This window comes from Moorena sp. SIO1F2, from assembly GCF_010672755.1.
Classification (GTDB): domain Bacteria; phylum Cyanobacteriota; class Cyanobacteriia; order Cyanobacteriales; family Coleofasciculaceae; genus Moorena.
On record NZ_JAAHFV010000008.1, the window covers coordinates 1 to 13,767 of the forward strand.

The window sequence follows — 13,767 nt, forward strand, 5'->3', positions numbered from 1 at the left end:
TTTATGATTCGTGTTTAGGTTTAGTAGATTTACCCTGGCTCCTAGGGAGATTATCAACTATTTTAATACACCCTAAATTCAAATACTATTGATAATACAATTACTGCTATAGCATTATTGAGTGAGTATTCAGCTATCAGCTATCAGCTATCAGCTATCAGCTATCAGCTATCAGCTATCAGCTATCAGCTATCAGCTAATGCGCTACTTGAGTTGCTACTTGAGGTGCTTTTGAATAAAATAAGTAAGCATTGGAATAATGCTGAGTAAAGTCACCTCCCAGCGTCGTTCGCACAGCGTGGCCAAACGCGCCCCGCGTGGCCTTTTGGCCAAGGCCAAAGCCTGTGCCACAAAACTGACGGCTGACGGCTGACGGCTGACGGCTGATGGCTGAATGCTTACATTATTGAGATGCTATTAAATCTGATAATTAATTTTTATAGGATTAATTTTCAGTACTCATATACTTTAGTATAATTCCTTCAGGTTTGCCATCCTCTCGACCATCAGGTGTTAGCCGTTAATTACTCTGTGCAGAGAAAAAGGCTAGCTATAGGGAATAGGGAATAGGGAATAGGGAATAGGGAATAGGGAATAGGGAATAGGGAATAGGGAATAGGGAATAGGGAATAGGGAATAGGCAAGAGGAACCCACCCCTAACCCCTCCCAGGAGGGGAAGGCAAGAGGCAAGAGGCAAGAGGCAAGAGAGAAAAAATTATGTGTACCTCATTAGGTTAGAAAGCGCTATACTCATGAAAGCTACTGACAAATGCGATCGCGTAGGGTGGCCATAGGCCAATCGCGTAGCGTGACCTACGGTCAATCGCGTAGGGTGGCCATAGGCCAATCGCATTTAGCTCAAGTCCGAAGAATTCTTCCCATTTCCCGCTTTTCCCGACTCCCGACTCCCGACTCCCGATTCCCGTTCCCCTCCTGGGAGGGGTTAGGGGTGGGTTCCGACTCCCGACTCCCGAGCTATCTGTCTAGCCCTTCGCCAGTAAGATAGGATCATCCAGAGTAAAGATAATGACTTACATTAGCTATGGCGGAAGAAACCCAACCCTTGCCTAACCCTGAGGAAGCCAATACTCCTTCTGATACATCAGCAGAGAAACCGCAGGCTAAGGCCCCTGCGGCCAAAAAGCCTGCGGCCAAATCAGAAGACAAACCAGCGGCTAAGGCCCCTGCGGCCAAAAAGCCTGCGGCTACAGAGGCAAAAGCTAAAAAAGCCAAACCACCAGCAATTGAAAAGAAACCCTTTACTGAATTTGTGGAACAACATTATGTACCAGCCCTTAAGACTGCTTTTGCCAAACAAGGTATTGATGATGTAGATGTGACGTTTGCTAAACAGAAAATCCCGATTCCGAGTTTGAGTCAAATGGATGACTGTTGGCAAGTAATGGGTAGTTGGCAAAATGGGCAACGTAAATTTAACGTTTATTTCCTAGACGAAGATATTAAAAAACAAAAGGCTTTCTCTGCGTCGGCTAATGGTGTTAACCCTAGTACGATCGAGTCTTTTATGATTGATGAACGGAAAGTGACTCTTGATCTAATGGTTCATTACACCATACAACGGCTAAATGCTCAGAAGTGGCTAATGTGGAATTAGTAAGTCTTGGCTAATGTTTAGGTAGATTTTAAGCTATCAGCTATCAGCGTGTCGCGTATCAGCTATCAACTATCAGCGTGTCGCGTATCAGCTGATCCGGGTAGCGTGGCCAACAGCCAAGGGATTTTATCCAGACTTTCAAGTCTGTAAAATATGAAACTATTAAATTCGGCTTTGCTTAACAATGGAATGATTTGAAGAGTTTTGTGGAACGGGCATCTTGCCCGTTACAATTCCCGGGCAGGCAGGATGCCAACCCCACTCATATTCATTCCTTGATTCAGCAATGCCATTTTTTAGTAGTGCTGACTTAAGTGATGCCAACCTAAAGAATGCCGACCTTACTCATGCCCAGCTCAGTCGTGCTATTGTGGACAATACCCAATTCGGAGATAACTCGGGACTTGATGAATCCATCAAGCTTGACCTAATTGAACGAGGCGCAATGTTTGAGGATGTAGCAGGGGATAGCTCGGAAAGTCTTACCCCTAGCCAAATCCCGCAAACAAATGCGATCAAAGGAAAGAATGGGATTGGCCGTAGGCCACGCTACGCCAACGCTTACAAATACTCAATACGCCCAACCATTTCCTCTGGAGTATATACGTCATACATCCGACTACTCACCCCGAATAGCCCTCAATCGTGATTCTAAAGGAGAAGGGGGACTATTGCGCTTCATTTGTTCCACAAACGCTGCACTTTCTGCGGTATGGCGGTCAATTTCTTCCCGATGATCGTAATAATAGGCCATTGCCGCATAAACCGCTGGCTTAGATAAATGATACTCAGAGGCAATTTCTTCTAACGATTCTCCCATCTCCAAATACATTTTGGCAATAGTAGCGACAGGCATTATAGTGCCAATAATGCGAGGTTTACCACCACAAAAATCAGGATCTATAGCAATATACTCTGTGCTGATCTGTTGGATAGGGATTTGTTCAGAATTCATTATCTAAAACCCAATAATTAAAGCAAGTATTATAGTTATAATTTTGACATATAAGAGGATATGTTAAAAGTTTTTTGATACTGATTTTTGCCCCCCTAGCCCCCCAATTCTGGGGGGAACAAGAATCAATTTTATGGTAAAAGTCCCCCGAGCGAGCAATCCCTCGCTCGGGGGATTTAGGGGGCTTGTATGTAGCAAATGAAACTTCCCAGACAACCTCTAAAAAAGTGTCAGGTTCTGTTCCCTGTTCCCTGTTCCCTATACTAGCGCTATAGTTTTATTTCCCTTGAGACTTAGGAAGTGACAGTCCCAGATAGCCTCCAAGACCTATTTTTGCCATATCCATAAAGGTGGGACGGTATTGTTCATCCATTACCGCTAGGGTAAGTGACCCCCCAAGTAATATGGATATAATAGCAGCTTGAACCATTTCTTTGATAGTTAGGGTTTTGTTAGCCATCGATTTTTGTTGTAACTGTTAAGCTTGACTGCTACTTTTAATGGTTACCGACAAAACCCCAACCCTTGACTGTCCAATGGATTAGTTGCTAATATGATTTGGGTTTCGTTTGATTGCCTTGTGACTAAGTTGTGATTGCGCTAAACGTTATGGCGCTGGCGGCAGGGAATAGGAAACTTTGGCTCAGTGAATTATTTAGCTTGGTCATTTAGGGCTGCATCGCTTACTACCTTGATTTTTTAAACACCATTACAGCTATTACTATAGTTATAAAAAATTACTCATACGATGAAAAAGTGTAGCCCAGGAAAAAAAAATAAAAAACTAACTATCATCGCCTCGTCAAAAGGTATAGAGAAAGCTGAAAAAGCTTTAATCAGGCTAGGATTTGAATCTAAAAGTAAATTTGCAAAGTCACAACTTATAGGTCGCAGTACAGTAACAAAGTTTTTTCAATCCCAGCCAATTCAGTTGGATTCTTTTAAAAGGATATGCCAGGCCCTGACCCTAGACTGGAAAGAAATCGCGGGAATAGCAGACGAAAACCAATCCGAACTGCTAAGCATAAATGATGGCAGTAGTTCAGAGCTGTTGGAGGGGGTGGAGCAAGGGCAAGCACCTAGGCGCAAAGTGACTGTAATCGATAAACAAAGTGAAACCATTAAAGCTTCTATTGTCTTAGAAGGGGATATCGATTCAGTTCAAAATTTAAAACATATTCAATCTATTTTACGAGACTATTCAGGATACAGTATAAACATTATTGATATTAAACCAGGCAGCATCCGATTAATTATAGAGGGTTCTCCAGAGGATATCGAACGGCTTAGAGCTCGAATAGAATCAGGAGAAATCAAAGAATTAAGCGGTTTTCCTGTTCAAGATATTCAAATTTTGAGCGAAAGGTCAGAGCATGATCAAAATAATGAACTTGATTCTAAATGGCGTCTAGTTGAAGAGATTGCTAGCCGTAGAGCTGTGGGTCGAGACTGGAGGGGTGTTGACCTCAGTGATGCCGACCTGAGTGGTGCCGACCTGAGTGGTGCTGACCTGAGGGGTGCCGACCTCAGTGATGCGGACCTGAGTGATGCTGACCTGAGGGGTGCCAACCTCAGGGGTGCAGACCTGATTGGTGCAGACCTGAGTGATGCCGACCTGAGTGATGCCAAGCTGAGCTTTGCCATCCTGAGGGTTGCCAAGCTCAGTCGTGCCAAGCTCCTGATGGGTGACAAGCTCAGTCGTGCCAACCTGAGTCGTGCCAACCTCAGTGGTGCCAACCTGATTCGTGCGGAGCTGATTGGTGCCAACCTGAGTGATGCCAACCTGAGGGGTGCCGACCTCAGTGGTGCCAAACTCAGTAGTGCTGAAGTACAAAATGCACTATTTGGAAATAACTCAGGAATTAATCCATTGATGAAGCTTGACCTAATTAAACGAGGAGCAATTTTTGAGGATTCTTTTCCAGGGGATAGCTCTAAAACTCTCACCCCTAGCAAAAGATAGGAATGACCGAAATTAGGGAGTACTGATAATTTTTGGGAATCCGGTAAGCTTGAACCAAACAAATGCGATTGGCCGTAGACCACGGGGGGTGCGATGAAGCTAAGCTTCCGCTAAAAGCGATCGCTTACAAATACTCAACATGCTCAACCATTTATTCTAGAGTATATAGCCTTTATCATAGTAATGAGGTACACAATATTTGTGCCCTATTCCCGATTCCCTATTCCCTATTCCCTAAGCATTTAGCTATCAGCCAATAGCTAAATGCTTACCTAAAAAAAAGGGGGAGTCGAAACGGTTCCCCCTTGACAATCCCGATTTTTAGGTCAAAACTATAAAGATGATAACGAAAAAGGTAATAACTTGATTGTTAAATAACTTTATTAAATAATTCTTTTAGTTAAGTTATGTAACAGCTTTCACCGTTCAGGTTTGCTTAAGCTTTCAGGTTTGCTTAAGGATTCAGGTTTAAGCTACGGCAGGGGCAAAATGTAATAAAACTTTAAATTACGTTGTAACTCTTAACCTAAACAGGCGTTTGAGATCACCAATACCCTGGTAAACTCAGAAAGCAATATATAGCAATATACTGTTTAAGCATTCAGCTATCAGCTGTCAGCTAATCAACGGGAGATAGTAAACAAGCATCGGGGGTGCTGCTACGGCTGGTTTAAAATCCCTGTTCGTTTTACTCATCAGACCCCGTACACTTAAAGCCCCTGATAGTACCTCAAGTAGTTTGCCCGTAGCCCATGAGCTGATAGCTGATAACTGACCGCTGAATGCTTAGTCATTGGTTTGGGCTTGGGTTGAGTGACCCGGATCTGTCCACACCAGGCCACCGAGAATGGTAAGCAACTATAACAAGCAAGCAAGAGCTTAAGATGGTAGATTCCCTTAAAAAACCTGATTTTGATGAAATCCGACCCGGTATAAAGGTACCGGCGAAGGACACGATCCTAACTCCCCGGTTCTACACTACTGACTTTGAAGCAATGGCGAAGATGGACCTCTCGCCTAATCAGGATGAACTGGAAGCCATCCTGGAAGAGTTTCGAGCTGATTACAATCGTCACCATTTTGTCCGGGATGAGGAGTTTAATCAATCCTGGGATCACATTGATGGGGAAAAACGCCGGTTATTTGTTGAATTTCTGGAACGTTCCTGTACAGCGGAATTCTCTGGTTTCTTGCTCTATAAGGAATTGGGACGGCGCTTAAAGCATAAAAATCCTGTGCTGGCAGAGTGCTTTACCCTGATGTCTCGTGATGAAGCACGTCATTCGGGATTCCTGAACAAGGCTATGTCAGATTTCAATCTACAGCTGGATTTGGGATTCCTGACTAAGAGCAAGAAGTACACCTTCTTTCAGCCGAAGTTTATTTTCTACGCTACCTATCTGTCTGAGAAGATTGGCTATTGGCGGTATATTACTATCTATCGCCATTTAGAAGCTCATCCTGAAGACCGGGTCTATCCAATTTTCCGCTTCTTTGAAAACTGGTGTCAGGATGAAAACCGTCATGGGGATTTCTTTGATGCGATCATGAGAGCTCAGCCGAATACGCTGAATGATTGGCAGGCTAAGCTTTGGTCGAGATTCTTCTTGCTGTCGGTGTTTGCCACTATGTATCTGAATGATGTTCAGCGGTCTGGATTTTATGCCTCCATTGGTTTAGATGCTCGTGAGTATGATAAGCATGTGATTGAGAAGACTAACGACACCTCAGGACGGGTCTTCCCAGTTATTCTGGATGTAGACCATCCGGAATTTTATGAGCGTCTGGAGATTTGTGTCCGGAATAATGATAAGCTAAGAGCGATCGCTAATTCAAATACGCCTAAGTTCTTGCAAATATTCCAGAAGTTGCCACTCTACATGTCTAATGCCTGGCAGCTCCTAAAATTGTACCTGATTAAGCCCATTGATATGACGGCTAAACAGGGTTCTATGATCTAAAGTTTGCTCCGCTAACTGTTAGCTTCGTTTTTGTGGTGATCCTACTTTATGTAGGATCACTTTTTTTTGATTTACCCTGGGAGTCGGGAATCGGGAATCGGGAATCGGGAATCGGGAATCGGGTTGTAAGTGCTGTAAGTTTGGGGAGATAGGGAGATGGGGAGATAGGGAGATGGGGAGATGGGGAGATGGGGGAGATTTTTAGTAAGGGTAATTATAGCGTTTCTAATACTTAACCTGTTGTGCATTTAAATTGAATATTATTCCGTTATAAAACAAACCGTAAAACCCTCTCCCCCTACTCCCTATTCCCTATTCCCTATTCCCTATTCCCTATTCCCTACTCCCTATTCCCTACTCCCTACTCCCTACTCCCTACTCCCTATTCCCTATTCCCTTAGATCCGGAAATGATACAAGAATGACAGAAGTTTTATCGGTATAGGTGCGTCAGTTCTGTTAGTGTATTTTTTATTGTTGAGTGTTAAAAAATTTGGGACTTAAGTATCTAAAAACGGGATTACTGGGACTAACGTTTACCTTCACAGTTGCTTACCGAGCTGGGAGTCAAACTGTGCCAGTACCGGACTCGACTACAGGCAACCAAGAGGAAACCCAGGGCAATCCGCCTCAGCCTACTCCAGATCAATTACCAGAGTCCCCCCAGTCTGATCCTCCTGGTAATTCAGCAGCCCAGGAGTTGGATTTAAGTCCAGAGGTAATCGAAGGCAGTCCGGTGCTACAGCGTTGGCTAGAGGAGGTGCCGGATGTTTGGCAGGATATTCGCAATCAACCCAGTTTTCGCACTCGGTTGCGGTTCGGTTACTCCCAGTTTCCCTCTAATGGACAAGCCGCAGGGGTGAATGTGGGAGTGGAAGATGTGTTTATTGGTAATTCTGGCTTGACGGTGAGTGGGGATTATCAGGCTTCGTTTAATGGTGAGCGAGAAACCTTTGGGGTAGATTTGCGGTATTATGTACTGCCCTTAGGGAGTTATTTTAATGTTGCCCCGATGGTGGGTTATCGCAATTTGGAGACTGATGGTTACTCTACCGATGGGGTAAATGTGGGAGCGCGGTTGCTATTGGTTTTGTCTAGGACTGGTGCCGCTGATATTTCCTTCACTCAAAGTTTTGTGTCTATTGGCAGTAGTGAGGAGGTGGGGATAAGCAAGCTTTCCTTTGGTTATGCCCTTACTCCCAATTTGCGGCTTGCTACGGATATTGAGAAACAGAATTCTATCGAAAATAAGGATAGTCGGGTGGGGATTGGGTTGGAATGGATGCCCTGAGATGTTGAGAGGGTTAGGAGTAGAGTGGGCATCCTGCCCGCGCGAAAATAAGGAGGAAACGGGCAAGATGCCCATTCCACGGAGCTCACAGGGGTAGGTTTTTTATATTTGGTTCGGGAATCGGGAATCGGGAATTGGGAGTCGGGAATCGGGAGCGTTCGCCTAGCGTGGCCTTTTGGCCGTAGGCCAATCACATTTATCGAGCCCATCAAGCTAAGCCATTTAGGGATTTGATCTCAGCCATTTCGCTATAGGATTTACCTATAACATATCCAAATTGATCATGAAACCCAATGCTAATTTGTCATAACACCAAACAATCCTCGGATCTCTTTCCTACTATTCCCGATTCCCTCTGTTTCCCCACACTAAACTGAAACTATACCGATGAAAACCAGTAATGTAGTCAAGTCTGAGCTTCCCTCCTCAGCACAGCACCACAGACTTCCCAAGATTAATCTATTTACCATGTTCCGGCTTGGTCTATTCCAGATGGGATTAGGGATTTTGGCAGTGCTTACCCTAGGAGTGCTCAACCGAGTGATGATCGACGAGCTAGGTATTCCAGCCTCAATTACCGGGAGCCTCCTAGCCATTTCGCTGTTTGTTGCCCCAGCCCGGGTATGGTTTGGTCAGCTCTCGGATACTAAACCGGTCTTTGGATATCACCGTACTGGTTACGTCTGGATGGGAAGCGGCTTCTTTATGATTATCCTATCCTTAGCGGTACAAATCACTTGGCAATTGGGCAATCTCGTGGAAGGGGCTGGAGGTTGGACATGGTCAATTCCAGCTTATAGTTGGGTCGCTCTTGGGGCTCTAGTTTTTGCTTTATACGGTCTAGCCCTCAGTATGAGTTCCACTACCTTTTTTACCTTATTAGTGGATATTTCTGATGAAGACAACCGTGGCAAATTAATCGGTATTATCTGGTCAATGATGACTGTAGGTATTGCCATTGGCGGCATCAGTAGCACAATTTTGCTGAAGGGATTAGATAATATTGATACATCCCTGGAAGTATTGCGGTCATCAATTACTGGGCTGTTTTTCTTCGTACCCTTAATGGTGTTCGGGCTAGCGGTATTAGCCACCTTTGGAATCGAGAAAAAATACTCGCGCTATTCTTCCCGTTCTATCCTAGCGAATCGCGAAGACCAGATTACCTTGGGCCAATCCCTAAAACTATTAACGGCTAGTCCCCAAACTGGCCTGTTTTTCACCTTTTTGGTGATCATGACCATCAGCCTATTTCTCCAGGAAGCAGTGCTAGAACCCTATGGGGGAGAGGTCTTTAATATGTCAATTCCTCAAACCTCTCTACTGAATAGCTACTGGGGGATTGGGATGTTGATGAGCTTGAGCGCAACTGGCTTTTTCCTAATTCCCAATTTAGGTAAGCGCAAAACCACTCAATTAGGCTGTTTAGCGGTATCTATCTGCTTTATCTTGATTATTATGTCAGGATTTACCGGAAATGCTCAGCTATTCCAGGGAACCTTACTCTTATTTGGTTTATCTACTGGTATCGCTACCACAGGGGCTCTGAGTTTGATGTTAGACCTAACCGCAGCAGAAGCGGCTGGCACCTTTGTGGGGGCGTGGGGATTAGCGCAAGCCATGGCACGAGGCATAGCAGTAGCCAGCGGTGGTGTGATCCTTGATATAGGTAGAGCCATTTTTTCTACCCCAGTCTTGGCTTATGGTGTCGTGTTTGCTCTCCAATCCGCAGGGATGATAGTGGCAATTTGGTTCCTGGGTAAAGTGAATTTTAAGGAATTCCAGGATAATGCTCAACATGCGATCGCTGCTGTGATGGAAGGGGATTTGGATGGTTGAAGGCAGAATGTAGAATTGAGAATGAAGAATTAAGAATTTAGAATGCAGGCGTAGGGTGCGTTAGGGGCGGGCTTGCCATCATATTAAACCTCGTAGCCAGTGTTGGGACAGCCCGCCCCGTAACGCACCAGAAGGTTGAAGGTTAGTTTGTTGTTCGCGTAGCGTGGCCAAAAGGCCAAGGTTGAAGGTTAGTTTGTTGAAGATTAATTGTAGGGTGGGCAGTGGGTACTTTGGCGATCGCAAACAAAGGAATCGGTGTGATGCACTGCCCACCCTACATCTGTATGCACTATATGCTACAGTTCCGCTTTGGGAAGCTCGGGCTACCTGGTAGCGCCACCAACACGTCTCCCGGGAACACCCTTGTCCGGAACGTTTCCGCTAAATGGGTTGATTGGTCGCTCACAACCATTATTCACGCCCACCAAAATACCTTCAGGTATAGTCCATTTGTTGTTGTTGTTGTTGTTGTGGCACTCAATGACTACATAAGCTCCCTTATCTATTCTTAGGAAGTCACCAGGATAAAGCTTTTCACCTATCGATACAGGAATGGAAACGTTTTCAGGTAAGCGGAAGATCTTACCCACTCCCTGAGCTGTGTCCACAGTTCCTACAGGTAATTCATCGGCAATAACTTTATTGGTAAAACCTTGTGCAACGGTAATACCAACGATTGTAAAAGCAGCTACTATGTGTTTCATTTTTTATTGGGCAACTATTTATTGAACCCAGTTTCCAAGCGCTGTCTAGCTTGGTCAATCCATTTGTCTTCATCTATATTATAACTGGAGGAATATCCCAGGCAAGATGCCCAATTATTCATGATTATTGCAGTATTATTGTCACCTGCTTCTTCTAATACCTGCGCTAGCAAACAGTAAGCTGGTGCCTTTTCCTTATCTAAAGTAATAGCATCCTGGAGATGACGTTTTGCCTCAGCATAGCGATTTTGTTTTAGCCGAGCCCACCCCAGGTTTTTAAGCAAATAGTATCTTACTTCATCATTCTCATTTAAGTCTAGACCTCGTAGTAATAAGGAACTAGCTTGATAATACTTTTTGTCTAGAATATACATTCTTCCTAAGTTATTATAAGCAACTTCAAAGTCATCTTGGACAGCAATTTTGTATTCAGATAAAGCCTTTTTATTTTCTTGTAGTTCCTCATAAACTAATCCTAATTTATAATGAGGTTCAACGTAATCAGGATTAAGGAAGAGTGCTCGTTTGTAGCTTGATATGGCGGCAGCAAATTCCGGAGGACTATTTTCAAAAATGTATCGATCACCAAGATTTTTGTAAATTACTGCAATCTGAGGTAATGACAAACGAAAGGTAACAGAAATTAGTAAAATACTGAAGGCAATACCGCAACTTACTTCTTCCCACAAATAGTTAGGAATATTCAAACTGGTAAGAGCACGTTTGATTGACTCCTGTCCAGGTTTTGTTAGAGCGCTTCTACCGGCCAATAGTGTTAGGACGCTCTGAGTAGCAGTAACAAAAGCCCCTAAGGTCTCTGGTCCACCACTGAGAAAGCGTGAGGAAATATCTACTGTTAAGCTCAAAGACGATGTTAGAAATACAACTGTCAGTATTTTCCATAGCCAGTCAAAATAATCCCATCGATGCTTTGGAGGTTTGAAGAACCACCACCAAGCGTCTACTTTAGGATTCAAAATAGAATGCCATTCAGTTAGATCTACTACTGTGGTAATCTTATTAGTCTCTTGCTTTAATCGGTTATCTAGATCATTAACTTTAATCAAGCTTCCTATAGGAATCTGTGATTGATTGCTTAATTCTGCTTGAACTGTATCACGAGCAGTCAAAACTTCTAGAACGATTTCTTTTGATGGCGTTCGCGTAGCGTGGCCTTTTGGCCAACGAGAGGATCCCACTTTGGAAGAAACATACCGCATTAAGCTGTATGATCGTGATTCTACCGCCCACATAAAAAGATATATTTGCCAAAATGGGATGCTCCCTGACGAGCTAGTATCTTCAAGTTTAGTAAGTGCATGAGTATAACGTTGAATAGCAGACTCTAACTCTGATATAGCAGAGTTAGTCTTAGGAGTTTCTCCTGGCATAAGCTGACTTGACATTTGATTGCCTCAGATTACAACAACCTTTTCTAAAATTAAGCCATTGTCTGAGTGATGGGAATGTTTTCAGCACAGTCAGGTATAAGCGCGATCGCACCAACAATCACATCAGTCTTTGACCGGCTAGTTTGCTCAACCTAGCAACTATTGAGTTTTGGGAGAAGGGTTGGAGGAATCCTAATGCCGATTTGAGGTTTACTCACAGCATAAATCTAAAGTAGAGGTGTTATACCACTTGTATCACTAAGTTTTGCTATTGCTGTATTAATTCTTAATATCACGGTTAATGCCGTCTGGAGGTGTTTTTACTCACCGACATCAACTAGTCCGTTGGTGGGCAGTGCTTAGTCAGGCGATTGACCGTAGGTCACGCTACGCGAACGCAAGCAACTGAATCGGTGTGATCCACTGCCCACCCTACATCTGTGTTCCCGATTCCCGACTCCCGACTCCCGACTCCCGATTCCCGATTCCCGATTCCCGATTCCCGATTCCCGATTCCCGATTCCCTACTCCCTACTCCCTACTCCCTTTCCAAAAAAGACTTGACAAACCTACCTAGTAGTAGGTAGCATAAAGTCATGAAACAGAAAACTGCTCAACAAATCCTAGACGTAGCTCAATCCATGGTGCGCAACCGAGGCTACAGCGCCTTTAGTTACGCGGACATTTCCAAAGAAATAGGTATCCGTAAGGCTAGTATCCATTACCATTTCCCATCTAAGGATGATTTGGTAAAGGAATTAGTTAAACGATACCAAAAAAACTTCACACGAAAATGTCTTGAGATTGAGCAACAGGAAACAACACCACAAGCACAATTGAGAGAGTTTGTGAATCTCTATCGAGATGGTTTGCAAGACAATAAAATTTGTTTGTGTGGAATGTTGACAGCAGATTTGAGTGTTTTAAATTCCGAAATCCAAGCAGAGATCAGAAGTTTCTTTTCTGTCACTGAATCTTGGGTAGCCAGACTATTGCACCGTGGCTGTGAAACCGAGGATTGGCAGTGTAGCCAATCGTTGGAAGTAGAAGCAAAAATGCTACTTTCGATGTTACAAGGAGCGCAATTATTAGCCCGGGTAGCGGAAGATAGTAGTGCTGCTTTTGATCAGATTACTGGTGCATGTTTGAAAGAGAAGCTATCAGCGGTCAGCGATTAGCTTATGTGCTACGCGCACGCTACGCGAACAGCTATCAGCGGTCAGCTATCAGCTATCAGCGGTCAGTGGTCAGCGGTCAGCTATCAGCTAATGGGCTATGGGTCACAGGCTAGAAGCCTGTTCCACACTACTTGAGGTGCTGATGCGAAAGTCACAGGCTAGAAGCCTGTTCCACACTACTTGAGAATAAAATAAGCTGACAGCTGACGGCTGACGGCTGACGGCTGACAGCTGATAAAGGAATAATTTTTTTTTAGTATCTACCTTCTAGTAGGTAATTAAGTTCTAATCAATCTATCAATCAATTAAGGAGATAATCATGACACAAGCATTTGCCGGACAAAAAATCGTTGTTGTTGGTGGCACAAGTGGTATGGGTAAAGCGGTTGCTCAATTAATTCTTCAGCAGGGTGGTGCTGCGGTTTTAATTGGCTCACGTCAGCCTAAACTGGAAGAAGCAGTAACGGAACTTAGTCAATATGGAACGGTAGTGGGTGAGTTAGCTAATATCTCTGATCCAGAGATGAGGAATGCTTTAATTGATCGTTTAATACTAAGTTGCGGTCAAAGGTACAACTTTCTCTTCCGCCAATCTCCCAATCTCCCCATCTCCCCATCTCCCTATCTCCCAATCTCCCCATCTCCCAATCTCCCCATCTCCCCATGAGTGGCGGCATAAATACAGTGAGATGCACCCCAAAAGTTTATCAAAAAATTGATAATTACTTTATAAAAAATAAAATAAAAAAAACGATAATATAGCGGCTATTTAAGAGCATAGTTTAACATTAATTAACTCTAATAATAAGGTTTATAGCTTTATATAATTTCCAATAATACGCTAAATTTATTATTCAAAATCTGATAGCT

20 protein-coding genes are annotated in these 13,767 nt (G+C 43.8%); 12 read left to right on the forward strand and 8 right to left on the reverse strand.

The features are described 5' to 3' along the window. Positions 1-550 precede the first annotated feature (550 nt). Positions 551-691, reverse strand: a complete 141-nt coding sequence (locus F6J94_RS02005; protein WP_293036385.1) for a hypothetical protein — start codon at positions 689-691, stop codon at positions 551-553. 25 nt (positions 692-716) lie between these two features. Further along, positions 717-848: a hypothetical protein gene (locus F6J94_RS02010; protein ID WP_293036387.1), complete on the reverse strand. Its 132-nt coding sequence runs from the start codon at positions 846-848 to the stop codon at positions 717-719. Between F6J94_RS02010 and F6J94_RS02015 the strand changes: the two genes are divergently transcribed. The 3 genes from F6J94_RS02015 to F6J94_RS02025 all read left to right on the forward strand — a co-directional run bounded on the left by F6J94_RS02015 (position 834) and on the right by F6J94_RS02025 (position 2,265). Beyond that, on the forward strand, positions 834-1,007 hold the full coding sequence (locus tag F6J94_RS02015) for a hypothetical protein (protein ID WP_293036389.1): 174 nt from the start codon (positions 834-836) through the stop codon (positions 1,005-1,007). The genes F6J94_RS02010 and F6J94_RS02015 overlap by 15 nt on opposite strands. 36 nt (positions 1,008-1,043) lie before the next feature. Further along, the gene (locus F6J94_RS02020; protein WP_293036391.1) at positions 1,044-1,616 is read left to right on the forward strand and encodes a DUF2996 domain-containing protein; all 573 of its coding nucleotides are present in this window, start codon (positions 1,044-1,046) and stop codon (positions 1,614-1,616) included. Between the two features lie 286 nt (positions 1,617-1,902). Then, positions 1,903-2,265, forward strand: coding sequence for a pentapeptide repeat-containing protein (locus tag F6J94_RS02025; RefSeq protein WP_293036393.1), 363 nt, complete (start codon positions 1,903-1,905; stop codon positions 2,263-2,265). Here the strand turns inward: F6J94_RS02025 and F6J94_RS02030 are convergent. Together F6J94_RS02030 and F6J94_RS02035 are read right to left on the reverse strand one after the other, a co-directional pair. Then, positions 2,236-2,571 (reverse strand): DUF433 domain-containing protein, encoded by a 336-nt coding sequence (locus tag F6J94_RS02030; RefSeq protein ID WP_293036395.1) that lies wholly within the window; start codon positions 2,569-2,571, stop codon positions 2,236-2,238. The two genes, F6J94_RS02025 and F6J94_RS02030, sit on opposite strands and share 30 nt — an antisense overlap. Before the next feature lie 277 nt (positions 2,572-2,848). Next, a complete protein-coding gene (locus tag F6J94_RS02035; protein ID WP_293036397.1) occupies positions 2,849-3,031 on the reverse strand; it encodes a hypothetical protein in 183 nt (60 codons plus the stop codon). A gap of 471 nt (positions 3,032-3,502) precedes the next feature. On the opposite strand from F6J94_RS02035, the gene F6J94_RS02040 reads away from it, so the two are divergent. The 3 genes from F6J94_RS02040 to acsF all read left to right on the forward strand — a co-directional run bounded on the left by F6J94_RS02040 (position 3,503) and on the right by acsF (position 6,495). Beyond that, positions 3,503-4,534 (forward strand): pentapeptide repeat-containing protein, encoded by a 1,032-nt coding sequence (locus F6J94_RS02040; protein WP_293036399.1) that lies wholly within the window; start codon positions 3,503-3,505, stop codon positions 4,532-4,534. Between the two features lie 62 nt (positions 4,535-4,596). After that, positions 4,597-4,794 carry a hypothetical protein gene (locus tag F6J94_RS02045; RefSeq protein ID WP_293036401.1) on the forward strand — a complete coding sequence of 66 codons (198 nt, stop codon included), beginning with the start codon at positions 4,597-4,599 and terminating at the stop codon, positions 4,792-4,794. A 624-nt stretch (positions 4,795-5,418) separates the two neighbouring features. Continuing rightward, positions 5,419-6,495, forward strand: a complete 1,077-nt coding sequence (gene acsF / locus F6J94_RS02050; protein ID WP_293036404.1) for a magnesium-protoporphyrin IX monomethyl ester (oxidative) cyclase — start codon at positions 5,419-5,421, stop codon at positions 6,493-6,495. A gap of 71 nt (positions 6,496-6,566) precedes the next feature. Here acsF and F6J94_RS02055 read toward each other — a convergent pair whose 3' ends face one another. Further along, entirely contained in the window at positions 6,567-6,743 is a 177-nt protein-coding gene (locus F6J94_RS02055) for a hypothetical protein (protein WP_158069405.1), read from the reverse strand. A gap of 232 nt (positions 6,744-6,975) precedes the next feature. On the opposite strand from F6J94_RS02055, the gene F6J94_RS02060 reads away from it, so the two are divergent. After that, a complete protein-coding gene (locus F6J94_RS02060) occupies positions 6,976-7,785 on the forward strand; it encodes a hypothetical protein (protein ID WP_293036408.1) in 810 nt (269 codons plus the stop codon). A gap of 387 nt (positions 7,786-8,172) precedes the next feature. Then, complete coding sequence (locus F6J94_RS02065) at positions 8,173-9,624, forward strand: BCD family MFS transporter (RefSeq protein ID WP_293036410.1); 1,452 nt, start codon at positions 8,173-8,175, stop codon at positions 9,622-9,624. 78 nt (positions 9,625-9,702) lie between these two features. On the opposite strand, the gene F6J94_RS02070 is transcribed toward F6J94_RS02065, so the two are convergent. The 3 genes from F6J94_RS02070 to F6J94_RS02080 are packed head-to-tail and all read right to left on the reverse strand — an operon-like array spanning position 9,703 to position 11,548. Then, positions 9,703-9,897, reverse strand: a complete 195-nt coding sequence (locus F6J94_RS02070; RefSeq protein WP_293036413.1) for a hypothetical protein — start codon at positions 9,895-9,897, stop codon at positions 9,703-9,705. Positions 9,898-9,947: 50 nt separating this feature from the next. Beyond that, entirely contained in the window at positions 9,948-10,328 is a 381-nt protein-coding gene (locus F6J94_RS02075) for a hypothetical protein (protein WP_293036416.1), read from the reverse strand. A gap of 14 nt (positions 10,329-10,342) precedes the next feature. Further along, on the reverse strand, positions 10,343-11,548 hold the full coding sequence (locus F6J94_RS02080) for a tetratricopeptide repeat protein (protein ID WP_293036419.1): 1,206 nt from the start codon (positions 11,546-11,548) through the stop codon (positions 10,343-10,345). 586 nt (positions 11,549-12,134) lie between these two features. Here F6J94_RS02080 and F6J94_RS02085 point away from each other — a divergent pair. From F6J94_RS02085 to F6J94_RS02100, 4 genes are all read left to right on the forward strand, one after another. Next, the gene (locus F6J94_RS02085) at positions 12,135-12,296 is read left to right on the forward strand and encodes a hypothetical protein (protein WP_293036422.1); all 162 of its coding nucleotides are present in this window, start codon (positions 12,135-12,137) and stop codon (positions 12,294-12,296) included. 19 nt (positions 12,297-12,315) lie between these two features. Then, on the forward strand, positions 12,316-12,897 hold the full coding sequence (locus tag F6J94_RS02090; RefSeq protein ID WP_293036426.1) for a TetR/AcrR family transcriptional regulator: 582 nt from the start codon (positions 12,316-12,318) through the stop codon (positions 12,895-12,897). A 3-nt stretch (positions 12,898-12,900) separates the two neighbouring features. Continuing rightward, positions 12,901-13,032 (forward strand): hypothetical protein, encoded by a 132-nt coding sequence (locus F6J94_RS02095; RefSeq protein ID WP_293036429.1) that lies wholly within the window; start codon positions 12,901-12,903, stop codon positions 13,030-13,032. 184 nt (positions 13,033-13,216) lie between these two features. Further along, on the forward strand, positions 13,217-13,564 hold the full coding sequence (locus F6J94_RS02100) for an SDR family NAD(P)-dependent oxidoreductase (protein WP_293036430.1): 348 nt from the start codon (positions 13,217-13,219) through the stop codon (positions 13,562-13,564). Positions 13,565-13,767 lie beyond the last annotated feature (203 nt).